The sequence below is a fragment of the Methyloversatilis sp. genome (genome assembly GCF_051861465.1).
In the GTDB taxonomy this organism is placed as follows: Bacteria; Pseudomonadota; Gammaproteobacteria; order Burkholderiales; family Rhodocyclaceae; genus Methyloversatilis.
Window position 1 is genome coordinate 104,174 of the sequence record NZ_JBHYCQ010000008.1, and the last position, 15,288, is coordinate 119,461.

Below are 15,288 nucleotides of genomic sequence, written 5' to 3' on the forward strand. Positions count from 1 at the left end.
GATCGACCGATTAAGCTCACGTCGAACAATTCCAACAGACAGGACACGGGCAATCATGGGCATGCGGTCGATGCGGGGCGACGACGTCGCGGTATGGGCAGGACTGGTGTTGAGCGGCACCGCGGCAGGTTTGTCGGCAAGCGGGCTGGCGACAGGATGGATCCACGCTTTGCTGGCGGCAGCGATCGCCAGCCTGATCGCGTCGCAGGTGCTCAGCCGGCGGGCACGTTGGCATCATGCGGCCCGTCAGGCTGCCCGCATGGCGGAGATCGACCACAGCGTCGGTCGCTATGACGAACTGTGTTCGGCCCTCGCCACCGGCAGCCGCGAACAGTTCCAGCGCTTGCAGGGTTCGCTCGAACACAGCCAGGGCATCGTGTCGGGCGCTGCGAGCCGGCTGCGCGAAAGCAGCGGGCAGGACACGCTGCGTGCGATGGTCGAACAACTGCAGGCACTGGCCGCAGACGAAGAACAGGCCCGGCGTCGCACTGACATCGAGCAGTTTGCACAGGACACCCAGACCGCGCTCTCTGCGTTCGTTGCCACCGCGGAAAAGCTCGGCGCCGACAGCACCGTCATCGCCGAACGGTTTCAGGGCGTGCGCGGCCAGCTCGATCAGGTGCGTGGCCTGATCGGCCAGGTCAACGAGATCAACCGCCAGACCTCACTGCTCGCGCTGAACGCGGCAATCGAAGCGGCGCGTGCCGGCGAGGCGGGGCGTGGTTTCGCGGTGGTGGCCGACGAAGTGCGCAAGCTCGCGCAACGCACGGAATCCTTCAGCCACGAAATCGGTGCGCTGCTCAAGCACGTGAACGAATCCATCGTTGAAACGGGTCAGGTGGTGACGCAGTCGGCGAGCACCGACATCGGTTCGGCGCGCGCGGCCGAGGCAAACGCGGAACAGCTGCGGCGCCGGATGGAGGACATCAACCGTCACGCCGCCCTGCAGGCCGAGCGCGTGAACGAGCTGTCGGGTGCCATCCACGACACGGTGATGCAGAGCATCGTGTCGATGCAGTTCGAAGACATGGTGAACCAGGTGCTGGCGCGGGTGCGCGAACAGTCACAACTGATGGCGCACTACGTGAATGGCGTATTCGACGCGCACCGAGACGTCGAGCAGCGCGACGGCGTGTCGCGGGTGACCCAGCGCAACGAGGTGCTGTCGCGCCTGCTGGCCGAAGCCGACGCCGCCACGCAGGTGATGAGCCTGAATGCGGTCAGCCAGACGGCCATGTCGACCGGCGAAGTCGAACTTTTCTGAGCGTGGTCGGTGTGTGCGGGGGCGGGCGGCTCAGCCGCGCCGCGCCTCGACCACGCCGTCGACGTCGCGCAGCAGGGTGAGTATCTTCTGGATCTGGCCGACGCTGGCGATTTCGACCGTGAAGCTCATGCGCGCCATGTCGGCCTTCGACAGTGTGCTCACCGCCGTCACATTGATGCGCTCGCGCGACAGCAGTTCGGAAATGTCGCGCAGCAAACCCTGCCGGTCATGCGCTTCGACCAGCAGGTCGGCGGCGAAGCGCGATTCCGGATCCTGGCTGGCGATTTCGCCCCACTGCGCGTCGACCACGCGTTCCGGGTTGCGCGCCACCATGTTGATGTAGTTCGGGCAGTCGCTGCGATGGACGGCGACACCGCGCCCGCGCGTGACGAAGCCCGATATCGGATCCGGCGGGGCCGGCTTGCAGCAGCGGCCGAGCTGGGTCAGCAGCTTGCCGACCCCTTCCACCAGCACGCCGCGTTCGCCCACCGCACGCGGTGCGCGTGGCTTGATCAGCGGTTCGTCCGGGAGCGGCTCTTCACCCTTGAGTGCAACATGAATCGCGCGCGGTCCGACCTCGCCGTGCGCGCACGCGATCAGCATGGCGTCCACGCTGTTGTAACCCAGCTTCTGTGCCAGTTCGTCCAGATTGGTCTGCGTCGCGCCTTCGCGCGACAGCTCGCGCGTGAGCCAGTTGCGGCCCTGCGCCAGCGTTTCGCCTTCCTCGATCTGGGCGAACCAGCGGCGCACCTTCACACGTGCCTGATGGGTCGCGAGATAGCCCTGCTGCGGGTTCAACCAGTCGCGCGACGGCCCGCCCTGCTTGGCGGCGATGATTTCGACCCGCTGTCCGTTGTCGAGCGGCGTATTCAGCGGTACCAGCTGGCCGTTCACACGCGCACCGCGGCAGCGGTGGCCCAGATCGGTGTGCAGCCGGTAGGCGAAGTCGATCGGCGTTGCACCCTGCGGCAGGTCGATCACCTTGCCCTGCGGCGTGAGCACGTACAGCGTGTCGTCGAGCGCGGCACGCTTGAACTGCTCCACCCACTCCGAGTGGTCGGCGATTTCGTCGCGCCACGACAGCAGCTGTCGCAGCCAGGCGATCTTGTCGTCGTAGTCCTTGTCCTGGCCCGAGCCTTCCTTGTAGCGCCAGTGCGCCGCCACGCCCATCTCGGCGTGCTGGTGCATCTCGCGCGTGCGGATCTGCACCTCTAGCGAGCGGCCGTCCGGCGCCACGACGGCGGTGTGCAGCGAGCGGTAATTGTTGCCCTTCGGGTGCGCGATATAGTCGTCGAATTCACGCGGCAGCGGTTGCCACAGCTGGTGCACCACGCCCAGCGCGGCGTAGCAGTCGCGCACCTCGTCGACCAGCACGCGCAGCGCGCGCACGTCGTACACCTCGGCGAACTCGATGCGCTTGGCGCGCATCTTGTTCCAGATGCTGTAGATGTGTTTCGGCCGGCCCTGGATTTCCGCCTTGATGCCCGCGCCGGCCAGTTCGGCGCGCAGCCGCGCCATCGAATCGGCGATGAAGGCTTCCCGTTCGACGCGCTTCTCGTCGAGCTGCCTGGCGATGCGCTTGTAGGTTTCCGGTTCGAGAAAGCGGAAGGACAGGTCTTCCAGTTCCCACTTCAACTGCCACACGCCGAGCCGGTTGGCGAGCGGCGCATAGATGTCGAGCGATTCGCGCGCCATGTCGATGCGCTGCTCGTTCGGATTGACGGTGAGCCAGCGCAGGCTCTGCACGCGCGACGCCAGTCGCAGCATGACGACGCGAACATCCGCCACCATGGCCAGCACCATCTTGCGCAGCACCTCGGCCTGGTTGCCGATCTCGGCACCCGTGGTGCTCTTGGTGGCGTGCGAGCGGGTGATCAGGCGCAGATGGTCGAGCCGCTGCAGGCCGGATACCAGCTCGCTGACCGACTGGCCGTACTGTTCGGCAATCTGCTGATCGGCGTCGTCGATGACTTCGTGCAGAGGGAACAGCAACGCCGCCAGACGGGTTTCGAGGTCGAGCCGCAGCGAGGCGCAGATCAGCGCCTGACCCACCACGTGTTCGTGCATCGGCTCGCCGGTGCCGAGCGTGCGGCCGGCGTACAGCGTCGCTACGCGGTCGTGGGCGGCGCGCAGCGTGGCGGCCTCGGCGTCACCCAGACCGTCGACCAGCAGCTCAAGCGTGGTGCGGGCAGTATCTGCGCTGACGAGGGAATGGACGACGGAAACCATATTCGGGATTATCGCTGATCAGGGACGCGGGGGCTTGCGGCGCAGCAGCATGGACGGATGCCACCGACACGTGAGGCACAGAAACGAAAAGGGGCGACCGATCGCTCGGTCGCCCCGCAGACACCTGTCTCACGACAGTTGCCCGAATCAGGTCTTCGGCTTGTCCGGTTGGGAGCTCTGGGGTTTGGCGTCGCCGTGCTTTTCGCCCGGGCATGCAATGACAACGCTGGACGACGCAAACATCGCCAGCCCCAACAGGATCGCGAGACGTTTCATCACGGATCACCTCCTTTCATGGTTGCGGAGCCAGTACGATAGGCGCGCCCCTGACCTTACGCAAGCAAGGACCATTGCCAAATGTTTCATTGGCTCAGACGCGCGCTTGCGCCAGCCGACGCCGACTTGCCCGAGGTGACGCCAGATGCCTGGGCGCGCATCGAGGCACGGCTGCCCTTTCTCGCCTATCTCGATCCGGCCGACCGGCCGGCGCTGCGCGAGCTGGCGCGTCAGTTCATCGCGAGCAGGCAATTCCACGGCGCGCACGACATGGTGCTGCACGACGACCAGCTGCTCGAGATCGCGCTGCAGGCCTGTCTGCCCATCCTCAGGCTGGGGCTGGACTGGTACGACGACTGGGTGGGCGTGGTGCTCTACCCGGGTGACTTCCTGGTGCCGCGGCAAAGCGTGGACGACGCCGGCGTGGTGCATGAGTACTCGGAGCCGCTGATCGGCGAAGCGTGGGCCGGCGGCCCGGTGCTGCTGTCCTGGCAGCCGGACGATCACGCGGCCGACGGCGTGAATGTCGTCATCCACGAATTCGCGCACAAGCTCGACATGCGAAACGGCGATGCCGACGGCCTGCCGCCGCTGCACGAAGGCATGAGCGTGGCGCGCTGGGCCGGGGTTTGGTCGGACGCGTACCAGCGCTTCTGCGCCGACATCGAAGCCGGTGTCGAAACCGGCATCGACGACTACGCCGCGGAAAGCCCGGCCGAATTCTTCGCTGTCATGTCGGAATGCTTCTTCGAGATTCCCGATCTGATCCAGGACGTATGGCCGGATCTCTACGCACAACTGGCGCTGTTCTACCGGCAGGATCCGGCGCCGCGCGCCCGTGCGCTGCACGCCCCCGGGGGCCCGGTCCTTCCGTGATCGCCGAACTGTTCGCCTGGTGGCGCATCGACTGTCTGCCCGCGGCCGGGCGCCTGGGTTACCGGCGCGAAGCGGCGGCGCTCGTCGTGCGCCACCGGCGCCTGCGTCGGCACTGGGCCGATCACCTGGCCCGCACGCGCGCCGCGCTGCTGGTATCGGCGCGGCAGGCGGCCGAGGCGCTGGATGCGCCGAAAAGGGGTTGGGTCATGGGCGCCGGGTTGCTGCACGACGTGCCGCTCGACGACCTGCTCGACTGCTTCGAACGCATCGATCTGGTCGACGTCGCCTTCGCGCCGGCAGCGCGTGACGCGGTGCGCCGTTACCCCGGGCGCGTCGCCTGCGTGATGCAGGACGTGACCGGACTGATTGCCGACCCCGCGCGCGACCCACGCGCTGCGATGCCGCCGCTGCCCGGTGATGCCTGGTGCGCATCGGTCAACCTGCTGAGCCAGTTGCCGCTGCTGCCCTGCGGCGCGTGGTTGCGGCAGGGCATGGCCGAACCCGAGGTCGAGCGGCGCGGCCGTGCCATCCAGCAGGCGCATGTCGATGCGCTGCAGCAGGCGGCGCACGCCTGCCTGATCATCGAATACGCACAGACGCATCCGCCGCCCGGGCCCGCCGACATGCTCCTGCTGCCCGATCTGCCGGCGCGCCTTGCCGCGTCCGGCTGGCTGCAGCACGACACCTGGCACTGGCCGCTGAATCCGGCCGGCGAAACCGAGTTGCCGGAAGGTCGCGCGATGCAGGCCTGGTCGCGCTGACGCCGCCGCTCAGCGGGAGCGGCGAGGGTTTTGTGGGAGCGGCCTGTGGGAGCGGCGGCCCCGCCGCGATCGTGCCGCGACCGTCGTTGTGCGAAGTGCGTATCGCGGCGAGGGCGGAGCGGGGGTTTCGGCGAGCACTGCTCGCCGCCCGCAGAGCCGGCTGGCCATGCAGGGCCAGCAGTGGATCGCCGCTCCCACAAAACCTTCAGCGCTCCCACAGACCGCCGCTCCCACAGGCACGGCTCCCGCGACGCTGCGTGCGGCCCGCTCAGTCGGGCGGTCGGCGCCACACGCTGGCCAGCCAGTTCTGCTGTTCGCGCGGCAGGCCGGGCGGACGGTAGTAGTGGGTCAGTTCGACGAAGCCGGCGTCGCACAGATAGCGGCGCCAGCCGTCGAGGTCGTGGTAGCTGCCGTAGCGTTCGCCATTCCACCCCTCCTGTCCGTTGCCACGCGGATTCGAACTGAACAGCACGCCGCCGGGCTTGAGTGTGGCGAACAGCTTGCCCAGCACCTCGGGCAGCAGACGCGACGGGACATGGAACAGCGAGGCATTGGCGAAGACGCCGTCGAAACGCGCCGGCGGCAGGTCGAGCTCGAGGAAATTCTGTTCCAGGACCGTGCAGCCGCTGAAATCGCGTGCCATCGCGGCGGGGCGCGCGGCGCCTTCGAGCCCGGTCGGGCGGTGGCCCATGTCCTTCAGCGCCTTCAGGTCGCGGCCGGGTCCGCAGCCGAAATCCAGCAGCTCGAATGGCGGCTCGGCTTCGATGAATGACAGCAGGGCGGAGATGTTCTGGCTCACGTCGTGGTCGCGCGTCCCCTGCCAGTAGTCCTCGGCATGGCGATCGTAGTGGCCCAGCGTGGAGCGGGTGATCAGGTCTGCATCATCGGGTGGTTCGGACATGCGGTGCGCTTTCTTGAATGGGGTCAGGGCGACGTCGCTGCAGTGCAGCGGGAAACCTGCGCGAAAACCTCTACGCTGAAACGGTACGCGCGCCTGCCCCGCTGCGGGTGGGTATTGTGTGCCGATTGCAGGCCCTGCCGCTGCGCCACCCAAGAACATTCGAATGAGCGGCCGGCAGACGATGAAACCCCGGCACCGCCCGAGGCCCGCGCCCTGCAAGCGGCGATCCAGGAAAGCTTCGCGCGTGCGGCCACGCGCCGCGCAGGACGAAGCGTCGACCAACGATGGAGGAGACCGTCATGAAACGTGCAGGAAAGAGCCCCGACTCCGGACCTTACATGAGCACCGAAAGCCAGTTCAGGTCCGGCGCCGGAACGGGGGAGGACATCGCAGCCGAATTCCTCCCGCCCGTTGACGTGCTGCAGGCGGAGAAGGCCGGTTTCGGCATGCCGTGGGAACGCGAACTCGATGTCGTCGCCGCCTGGCAGGCGGCCGGCGGCAATGTCGACAGCGAGTGGGATGCCTGCGTGTGGGAGACGCGTTTCACACGTTTGCGCAGCACATCGAATGCATCGCGCGCGGCCGGTCCGGATGCCGCGAACGAACCGCCAACCATGGCCACCGTGGTCCGCCTGACGACCTCGCTCGTGTCCCTGCGCGAGCGGCTGTTCCGCATGCAGAGCGAGGTGACCGACGTGGCGCGCGGAGAAATGCGCGAGCGGCGCACGCCGTCCGACGATGGCGATGCCGCCCCTGCGCGCTCGGTGGTGCGCCGCCCGCTGGGCGCGCCGAACAGCGCACGCATTCTGCGACTGGCGCGCGACTACGTGGCAGCGCTCGATCTCGCGCGCGCCGGCATGGCCAGTCTGGTCGGATTGCAGCCGATGAATGAAGGGGCGGCCGCGCCGATGGTCGACCGTCGCCGCAACCGCGTGCTCATCGACTTTCCGGATCGCCGCTCCGCCGGCTGACGCCTCGACCGCAGCCCCGGTGGGGTCGTTGTCGTCTGTTCAGGCCACGGCGGCGGCCGCTTCCACGCGGTCGTCGACATCCTCGCCGAGGAAGCCGCCGCTCTGGTGCGCCCACAGCCGCGCGTACAGCCCGCCCCGGGCGAGCAGTGTCGCGTGGTCGCCTTCCTCGACGATGCGGCCGCGATCGAGCACGATCAGGCGGTCCATCGCGGCGATGGTCGATAACCGGTGCGCGATCGCGACCACGGTCTTGCCGGTCATCAGCCGGTACAGGCTGGCCTGGATCGCGGCCTCCACTTCCGAATCAAGCGCACTGGTCGCCTCGTCGAGCAGCAGGATGGGAGCATCCTTCAGCATGACGCGGGCGATCGCCACCCGCTGCCGCTGCCCGCCCGACAGCTTCACGCCGCGTTCGCCGACGTGGGCATCGTAGCCGCGCCGGCCCTTCGGATCGACCAGATCGGCGATGAATTCGTCCGCTTCCGCGCGTTCGGCGGCGGCGATCATGTCGGCATCGTCGGCGTCCGGACGGCCGTAAAGGATGTTGTCGCGCACCGAGCGGTGCAGCAGCGAGGTGTCCTGCGTGACCATGCCGATCTGCGCGCGCAGGCTGTCCTGGGTGCCGAGCGACACGTCCTGACCGTCGATCAGGATGCGGCCGCCCTCGACGTCGTGAAAGCGCAGCAGCAGGTTGATCAGCGTCGACTTGCCGGCGCCCGAGCGGCCGACCAGACCGATCTTTTCGCCCGGCCGGATGTGCAGCGAAAGGTCGTCGATCACCCGCTCGCCGCTGCCATGGCCGTTGCCATAGTCGAAAGTGACATGCTCGAAGCGGATGTCGCCGCGCGTCACATGCAGCGGCTGCGCGTCGGCACGGTCATTCACCAGCCGCGGCCGCGACAGCGTGTTGATGCCGTCGCGCACGGTACCGATCTGTTCGAACAGCGACGCCAGTTCCCACATCACCCAGTGCGAAATGCCGTTCAGGCGCAGCGCCATGGCGGTTGCCGCGGCCACCGCGCCGACCCCGACCTGGCCCTGCATCCACAGCCACAGCGTGGTGCCGGCAGTGCTCGCGATCAGTCCCATGCTCAGGATGTGGTTGACGATTTCGAAGCCGGTGACCAGCCGGCTCTGTGCGTACACCGGCACCATGAATTCGCGCATGGCGTCGCGCGCGAACAGCGCTTCGCGCGCCGAATGCGAAAACAGCTTGACGGTCGCGATATTGGTATAGGCGTCGGTGATGCGCCCGGTCATCAGCGAGCGGGCGTCCGCCTGCGACTGCGCCACCTTGCCCAGCCGCGGCACGAAGTAGACCATGGCCGCCACGTACAGCGACAGCCAGCCGGCGAAAGGCAGCAGCAGCCACAGGTCGAAACTGCCGACCACCGCCACCATGGTGACGAAGTAGATGACGACGAACACCAGGATGTCGGCCACGATCATCCAGGTGTCGCGCACGGCGAGCGCGGTCTGCATCACCTTGGCGGCGATGCGGCCGGCGAATTCGTCCTGGTAGAAACTCATGCTCTGGTCGAGCATGTGCCGGTGGAAGTTCCAGCGCAGCCGCATCGGGAAGTTGCCCGCCAGCGACTGGTGCTTGATCAGCGTCTGCAAGGCGATCAGCAGCGGGCTGGCCAGCAGGATGCCGCCCAGCATCAGCAGGTGGGTGCGCTCCTCCACCCACAGCTGTGCCGGCTCGATCTTGCCCAGCCAGTCGACGATGTTGCCCAGCATGGCGAACAGCATGGCTTCGAACACGCCGATCAGCGCAGTACACGCGGTCATCAGCAGGATCAGCCCGCGCATGCCCTCGGTGCCGCTCCACAGGAAGGCGAACAGTCCTTTGGGTGGCGAAGGGGGCGTGCCGTCCGGATACGGATCGACCCGTTGTTCGAAATAGCTCAGCAAATCTTTCTCCGAGAGGGACTGCAAGGGTGCGCCGTACAGGCCCGATGGGCGGATTTTACCCGGCCGGTCGTGACAGTCCGCGCTTGGGCAACGGAACGGCGGGTTGGTTGCGCCGGCGGATGCCGGCCGGCTTCTACAGCAGCACCACCCGGTCCGGCAGCTCGTTGTGCGGGTGGCCGTCGGGCGGGAAATGGCGCGCCAGTGCCTGCGTGACCGCCTCGACGCACTCCAGCGCGCCGGCGCGGAATTCGCCGCGCGCGAAGCGCGCTTCGAGCTGCTGGCACAGCACCGCCCATTCGGCGTCGCCGACGCGGGCGCGGATGCCGCGGTCGGCGACGATTTCGATGTCGTGGTCGGCCATCTGCAGGTAGACCAGCACGCCGTTGTTGTGCGCCGTGTCCCAGATGCGCAACAGCGAGAACACCTCGATCGCCCGCTCGCGTGCGGTCTGACCGCGCCACACCGCCAGCGGCGCCTGCGCGCCCTCGACCACGAAACGCAGCTCACCCGCGTGGCGCGTTTCGCTGGCCGTGATCGCCTGTTCGATGTCGCGCAGCGTCTCCGCCGGAAAGGCGCGGCGCATCTGCCACGGCAGATGGAAGGCATGCTTGAGCATGCGCAGCACGGTCATGTCCTAACTCCGCTAACCTGCTCGTTCGTTCGCTCGTTCATTCGTTTGCTCACCATCGGCCCGACGCGCCACCGCCGCCAAAACCCCCGCCGCCACCGCCGAAGCCGCCGCCCCCTCCGAAACCGCCGCCACGTCCGCCGCCCAGACCGCCGATGCCGCGCCCGCCACCACCGAACAGCGTGACCAGCAGTGCAATGATGGCGGCGGCGATGGCGATGCCCAGCCCACCCACCATCAGCCAGGCAACGAAGCCCACCGCGCCGCCGGTTACCAGTGCGCCGGGCAGACGGCCGAGCACCGAGCGCAGGATGCCGCCCATGGCCAGCGCAATGACGAACAGCACCGGCACATAGCCTTCGATGTCGCCGGCCGATTGACCGGATTTCGGGGATACCGCAGGCAGTGGCTCACCGTCGATCACCGACACCATGCGTTCGACGCCGGCACGCACGCCGCCGTCGAAGTCGCCTTCGCGAAAGCGCGGCGTGATGATTTCGGCGATGATCCGCTTGGCCGTGATGTCGCTCAGCGCGCCTTCCAGCCCGTAACCGACCTCGATGCGCAGCGCGCGATCGTCCTTGGCCACCAGCAAAAGCGCGCCATCATCGACGCCCTGGCGGCCGAGCTTCCAGGCTTCGGCGACGCGCAGTGCGTACTGCTCGATCGTTTCCGGCGCGGTCGTCGGCACGACGAGCACCGCGATCTGGCTGCCCTTGCGCGCCTCGAAGGCCGCCAGAGACTGTTCAAGCGCGGCCGTCGTGGCCGCGCTCAGCGTGCCGGTCTGATCGGTGACGCGCGCAGTCAGCGGCGGTACCGCCAGCTGCGCGAAGGCCAGTGCGGCGAACAGCAGCAGCGCGCCGCATGCGGCGCGCAGGCCGGACAACAGGTTCACTGCGGGCTCACTGCGTGGCGCCCGCCGGTTTCGCCGGTGCGGTGCCGAAATCCACCGTCGGCGGGCGGGCAATCTCGGCCTCGTTCTCGACCGTGAAGTTCGGCTTCACGTCATGCCCGAACACCATCGCCGTCAGGTTGCTCGGGAAGGAACGCACCGTCACGTTGTAGTCCTGCACCGATTTGATGTAGCGGTTGCGCGCCACGGTGATGCGGTTCTCCGTGCCTTCGAGCTGCGCCTGCAGGTCACGGAAGTTGGCATCCGACTTGAGCTGCGGGTAGTTTTCAGCGACCACCAGCAGGCGCGACAGCGCGCTGCCCATTTCGCCCTGGGCGGCCTGGAATTTCGCGAATGCCTGCGGGTCGTTGATCAGCTCCGGCGTGGCCTGGATGGCCCCCACCTTTGCACGTGCTTCGGTCACGCGGATCAGGATGTCCTTTTCCTGTTCGGCGAAGCCCTTGACCGTATTGACCAGATTCGGGATGAGATCGGCGCGGCGCTGATACTGGTTCAGCACCTCCGACCACGCCGCCTTCACCTGCTCGTCGCCCGACTGCAGGGTGTTGTAGCCGCAGCCCGACAGCAGCGTGACGGTGACAAGAGCCAACAATGACATCCACAACTTGCGCATAGCCTGCCTCCGGAATCGATTGAATATCACGGTAGTTGGGGGCGAATGCCCCGGATGCAAGCAGGATACAGCCTGGATGTGACGGTGGCTCGGTCGAGAGGGTGATCGCGGACAGGGTCCGCTCCTACGAAAACCGCGACGGTGTTTGCCCTTCGTCGGAGCGGGCCCTGCCCGCGATGCGCGCGTTGATCACGCACGGGCGGCGGGTCGGCGAACCGGCACGGGGGCGGGGACTCAGTCGACGGCGCTCAGCGCGGTCTGGCTGAAACCGCCGTCTACATAAGTGATCTCGCCGGTCACGCCGCTGGCGAGATCCGACAGCAGGAAGGCGGCGACATTGCCCACTTCCTGGATCGTCACGTTGCGGCGCAGCGGTGCGTTCCTTTCGTTGTAGGCCAGCAGCTTGCCGAAATTGCCGATGCCCGAGGCCGCCAGCGTCTTGATCGGACCGGCCGACACGGCGTTCGCGCGGATGCCCTGTGGGCCGAGGCTGGCAGCGAGGTAGCGCACGGATGCTTCCAGGCTGGCTTTGGCCAGCCCCATCACGTTGTAATTGGGCAGTGCACGCACGGCGCCAAGGTAGGACAGCGTCAGCACGGAGCCATTGCGCCCCTGCATCATCGGGCGCGCCGCCTTGCACAGCGCCGGGAAGCTGTAGGCGCTGACTTCATGCGCCGTGCGGAAGGCTTCGCGCGACAGGCCGTCGAGAAAGTCGCCATCGAGCGCCTCGCCGGGGGCGAAGGCGATCGAATGCACCAGGCCGTCCAGTCCGTCCCATGCCGAGCCCAGTTGTTCGAACAGTGCGGCGATCTGCGCGTCGTCCGCCACGTCGCAGGCAAACACCAGCGACGAGCCGAAATCCCCCGCCATCTTGGTGACGCGATCGGTGAAGCGCTCGTTCTGATAGGTGAACGCCAGCTCCGCGCCTTCGCGGTGACAGGCCTGGGCGATGCCGTAGGCGATCGAGCGGTTGGACAACAGTCCGGTGATCAATATTTTCTTGCCGGCGAGAAAGCCCATGTGCGTCTCCAGAGATCCGGCGTCGCGCCGGTTGGGGGAGGGCGGATTATAGGGGATGGCGCGCGCACGCAAGTGCCGCATGGCACCATCTGCCGGTGCCGACCTCCGCCGCTCTCTCGCCCGAACTTTCGCCGGAACGTCCGGTTGGCCCCGTGCCGTCATCGATCTGGCAGATCTGGTTCGATGGCTGCGCGCTGCCCAACCCGGGCCGCATCGGTCTGGGCGCGCTGCTGGTGTCGCCCCGGGGCAACCGCATCGAGCTGTCCAGCCCGGCCGGGCGCAGCGGCTGCAGCAACGAGGCCGAGCTGATTGCACTGTGCGCCGCACTCGAACATGCCGGTGGTCTCGGCGCCCGCCATATATATATACGCGGCGACAGCGATTTCGTCGTCCGTCACCTGCGCGGCGAACAGCGCACCGCCATCGCGCCGCTGCTCGAACTGGTCATGCGCACCGAAGCGCTGCTCGCCCGCTTCGAATCGGTCAGCCTGGAATGGGTACCGCGCCACCGCAACCGCGACGCCGATCGCCTGTCGCGCGCCGCGCTCGGCCTGCCGGACAAACCGGCGCCCGTGCCCGGGCGGCGGCGGCCACGCAGGCGCTAGCCCAGGACTCGCGCCGCCGCCGCGGCATACACGGGTATGCCTATCAGCAGGTTGAGCGGGAAGGTGACGCCCAGGCTGAGTCCGAAATAGAGGGCCGGGTTGGCTTCCGGTATCGCGGTACGCAGCACCGCAGGCACCACGATGTAGGACGCGCTGGCCGACAGCACCATGAGCAGGGTGGCGTCGCCTGCGCCCATGCCCAGCGCGGCAGCGAGCGCCAAGGCAATGGATGCATGCACGACCGGCGCCACGGTGGCATAGACCAGCAGCCAGCGTGAGGCCTTGCGCGCCAGGTCGAAATTGCGCGCCACCATCAGACCCATGTCGAGCAGGAAGAAGGCCAACATGCCCTTGAACAGGTCGCCCGCGAAGGGCTGCATCACGGCCTTGCCGGCTTCTCCGCTGAAGTAGCCGATGAACATCGCGCCGATCAGCAGCAGCTGCGCGCCGTCGGTGAAGGACTCGTGCAGGATGCGGCCGATCGGTGTCCCCGATGCGCCAGCGCCTGCCGTCATCACCGCCGCGCCGCCGCCGGAGGCCACCACGGCGGGTGCGCTCACGGCCTGACGCGCCGCATTCGCCAGCAGCACGGCCATGATGATGGCGGGTGATTCCATCAGCACCATGGCTGCGGTCATGTGGCCGCCGAAGTCGGTACCGGCATTGTCCAGATATTGCGTGGCGGTGACGAAGGTGACTGCGCTGACCGAGCCGTAGGATGCGGCCACGGCCGCTGCGTCGAAGCGCGACGCCACCCGGCGCAGCAGCAGATAGCCGATCGATGGCACCAGAAAGGCCATGAAGACAGCGGCAGCCAGGCCGGCTGCCACGCCGGGATTCATGCCGGATTGCGCCAGGGCGAAGCCACCCTTCAATCCGAGCGCCATCAGCAGATAGAGCGAAAGGAATTTCTTGATCGGCTCCGGAATGTCGAGATTAGAGCGCAGTGCGCCGGCCAGAACGCCGAACACGAAGAACAGGATCGCGGGATCGAGCAGTGTATGCATGGGGGTATCTCCTTTCGCCCTGGATGCTAGGGTGTTCGGTTCATCGGGTAAAATCGATTTTTGTGTCTCGCAACATAGGTAAAACCCTATGAACATCACCTTCAGGCAGTTGCGACTCTTTTTGGCACTGGCCGAAACCGGCAGCGTGAGCGGCGCGGCGCGGGCGGTGCACGTGACGCAGCCCACCGCATCCATGCAGCTGAAGGACATGAGCGAAGCCGTGGGGCTGCCGCTCTACGAAGTGGTGGCGAAGAAGGTGTATCTGACCGATATCGGTCAGGAACTGGCCAAGACCGCGCGGGCCATCGCGCAGTCCTGGGACGCCTTCGAGCAGGAGGCCGACGGTGCCCGCGGGCTCACGCGAGGCAAGCTCAGGGTGGCGGTCGTCAGCACCGCGCAGTACTTCATGCCGCGCCTGCTCGGCAGTTTCTGCGCGCTGCATCCGGCAATCGACGTGTCGCTCGAAGTGCTCAACCGCGACGGCGTCGTGCAGCGCCTGCGCGAAAACATGGACGACCTCTACATCATGTCGATGCCGCCGGCCGACATGGACCTGAGCGACGACATCTTCATGACCAATCCCATCGTCGTCGTGGGATCGGCCGACGATGCGCTCGCCAGCCGGTCATCGGTACCGCTGGACGCGCTGCGCAGCCACCGCTTCATCCTGCGCGAGCGCGGCTCCGGCACCCGCATGGCGGCCGACCAGCATTTCCGCAGCCACCGCTTCCGGCCCGACATCCGGCTCGAACTGGGCAGCAACGAGGCGATCAAGGAAGCCGTCGCCGGCGGTCTCGGCATCGCCGTGCTGTCGCGCCATGCGCTGCACGGTCTGGATGGCGAGCACGGCGTGAGCGTGATCGACGTCGACGGATTTCCGGTGCTGTCGAACTGGCACATCGTGCATCCGGGCGGCAAGAAACTGTCGCCGCTGGCGCGCGCGTTCAAGGCGCATCTGCTGGCCACTTGAGCCGGCGGCTCAAGTGGCTGGATACGCTGTGCGGGAGAACTGCCCGCGATCGGCGATTGCAGGCGCGGCGTCCCCTGTGGGAGTGACGGACTGTGGGAGCGGCGATCCACTGCTGGCCCTGCATGGCCAGCCGGCTCTGCGGGCTTCGAGCTGTGCTCGCCGAAACCGCCGCGCCGCCCCCGCCGCGATTGTGCCGCGACCATCGTCGTGCAGAGTGCGTATCGCGGCGGGGCCGCCGCTCCCACAGGGACAAGCTCCCACACAGAGAACGCCGCTCCGATCAACGGGTCTGGCCCGTGACCGGGGCGGCCGCCGCGACCGCGCAAACCCTTGCGGTCGC

15 protein-coding genes are annotated in these 15,288 nt (G+C 67.4%); 6 read left to right on the plus strand and 9 right to left on the minus strand.

Annotation, left to right across the window (positions count from 1 at the left end):
- Window positions 1-55 precede the first annotated feature (55 nt).
- Window positions 56-1,264, plus strand: coding sequence for a methyl-accepting chemotaxis protein (locus ACTIFF_RS12965; RefSeq protein ID WP_439537203.1), 1,209 nt, complete (start codon window positions 56-58; stop codon window positions 1,262-1,264).
- A 30-nt stretch (window positions 1,265-1,294) separates the two neighbouring features.
- Here ACTIFF_RS12965 and ACTIFF_RS12970 read toward each other — a convergent pair whose 3' ends face one another.
- On the minus strand, window positions 1,295-3,493 hold the full coding sequence (locus tag ACTIFF_RS12970; RefSeq protein WP_439537204.1) for a RelA/SpoT family protein: 2,199 nt from the start codon (window positions 3,491-3,493) through the stop codon (window positions 1,295-1,297).
- Between the two features lie 147 nt (window positions 3,494-3,640).
- Window positions 3,641-3,772 carry a hypothetical protein gene (locus ACTIFF_RS12975; protein ID WP_257784847.1) on the minus strand — a complete coding sequence of 44 codons (132 nt, stop codon included), beginning with the start codon at window positions 3,770-3,772 and terminating at the stop codon, window positions 3,641-3,643.
- Window positions 3,773-3,850: 78 nt separating this feature from the next.
- Here ACTIFF_RS12975 and ACTIFF_RS12980 point away from each other — a divergent pair, with 78 nt between their 5' ends.
- Both ACTIFF_RS12980 and ACTIFF_RS12985 read left to right on the plus strand, forming a co-directional pair.
- The gene (locus tag ACTIFF_RS12980; RefSeq protein WP_439537205.1) at window positions 3,851-4,645 is read left to right on the plus strand and encodes a zinc-dependent peptidase; all 795 of its coding nucleotides are present in this window, start codon (window positions 3,851-3,853) and stop codon (window positions 4,643-4,645) included.
- Window positions 4,642-5,406 carry a hypothetical protein gene (locus ACTIFF_RS12985; protein ID WP_439537206.1) on the plus strand — a complete coding sequence of 255 codons (765 nt, stop codon included), beginning with the start codon at window positions 4,642-4,644 and terminating at the stop codon, window positions 5,404-5,406. Before ACTIFF_RS12980 ends, ACTIFF_RS12985 begins: the two co-directional genes overlap by 4 nt.
- A 268-nt stretch (window positions 5,407-5,674) precedes the next feature.
- Here ACTIFF_RS12985 and ACTIFF_RS12990 read toward each other — a convergent pair whose 3' ends face one another.
- Window positions 5,675-6,307, minus strand: a complete 633-nt coding sequence (locus tag ACTIFF_RS12990) for a class I SAM-dependent methyltransferase (RefSeq protein ID WP_439537207.1) — start codon at window positions 6,305-6,307, stop codon at window positions 5,675-5,677.
- A 299-nt stretch (window positions 6,308-6,606) separates the two neighbouring features.
- Between ACTIFF_RS12990 and ACTIFF_RS12995 the strand changes: the two genes are divergently transcribed.
- Window positions 6,607-7,278, plus strand: a complete 672-nt coding sequence (locus ACTIFF_RS12995) for a hypothetical protein (protein ID WP_439537208.1) — start codon at window positions 6,607-6,609, stop codon at window positions 7,276-7,278.
- A gap of 39 nt (window positions 7,279-7,317) precedes the next feature.
- Here ACTIFF_RS12995 and ACTIFF_RS13000 read toward each other — a convergent pair whose 3' ends face one another.
- The 5 genes from ACTIFF_RS13000 to fabI all read right to left on the minus strand — a co-directional run bounded on the left by ACTIFF_RS13000 (window position 7,318) and on the right by fabI (window position 12,366).
- Window positions 7,318-9,192 (minus strand): ABC transporter ATP-binding protein, encoded by a 1,875-nt coding sequence (locus tag ACTIFF_RS13000; RefSeq protein ID WP_439537209.1) that lies wholly within the window; start codon window positions 9,190-9,192, stop codon window positions 7,318-7,320.
- A gap of 133 nt (window positions 9,193-9,325) precedes the next feature.
- Entirely contained in the window at window positions 9,326-9,823 is a 498-nt protein-coding gene (locus ACTIFF_RS13005; RefSeq protein WP_257080007.1) for a TPM domain-containing protein, read from the minus strand.
- Window positions 9,824-9,872: 49 nt separating this feature from the next.
- Entirely contained in the window at window positions 9,873-10,715 is an 843-nt protein-coding gene (locus tag ACTIFF_RS13010; RefSeq protein WP_439537210.1) for a TPM domain-containing protein, read from the minus strand.
- A 7-nt stretch (window positions 10,716-10,722) separates the two neighbouring features.
- Window positions 10,723-11,346: a LemA family protein gene (locus tag ACTIFF_RS13015; RefSeq protein ID WP_439537211.1), complete on the minus strand. Its 624-nt coding sequence runs from the start codon at window positions 11,344-11,346 to the stop codon at window positions 10,723-10,725.
- A 234-nt stretch (window positions 11,347-11,580) separates the two neighbouring features.
- Window positions 11,581-12,366: an enoyl-ACP reductase FabI gene (gene fabI, locus ACTIFF_RS13020; protein WP_439537307.1), complete on the minus strand. Its 786-nt coding sequence runs from the start codon at window positions 12,364-12,366 to the stop codon at window positions 11,581-11,583.
- Between the two features lie 152 nt (window positions 12,367-12,518).
- On the opposite strand from fabI, the gene ACTIFF_RS13025 reads away from it, so the two are divergent.
- A complete protein-coding gene (locus ACTIFF_RS13025) occupies window positions 12,519-12,971 on the plus strand; it encodes a ribonuclease HI family protein (protein WP_439537212.1) in 453 nt (150 codons plus the stop codon).
- Here ACTIFF_RS13025 and ACTIFF_RS13030 read toward each other — a convergent pair.
- On the minus strand, window positions 12,968-13,978 hold the full coding sequence (locus tag ACTIFF_RS13030) for a sodium-dependent bicarbonate transport family permease (RefSeq protein WP_439537213.1): 1,011 nt from the start codon (window positions 13,976-13,978) through the stop codon (window positions 12,968-12,970). The two genes, ACTIFF_RS13025 and ACTIFF_RS13030, sit on opposite strands and share 4 nt — an antisense overlap.
- 88 nt (window positions 13,979-14,066) lie before the next feature.
- Between ACTIFF_RS13030 and ACTIFF_RS13035 the strand changes: the two genes are divergently transcribed.
- Window positions 14,067-14,948: a LysR family transcriptional regulator gene (locus ACTIFF_RS13035; RefSeq protein WP_439537214.1), complete on the plus strand. Its 882-nt coding sequence runs from the start codon at window positions 14,067-14,069 to the stop codon at window positions 14,946-14,948.
- Window positions 14,949-15,288: the final 340 nt, after the last annotated feature.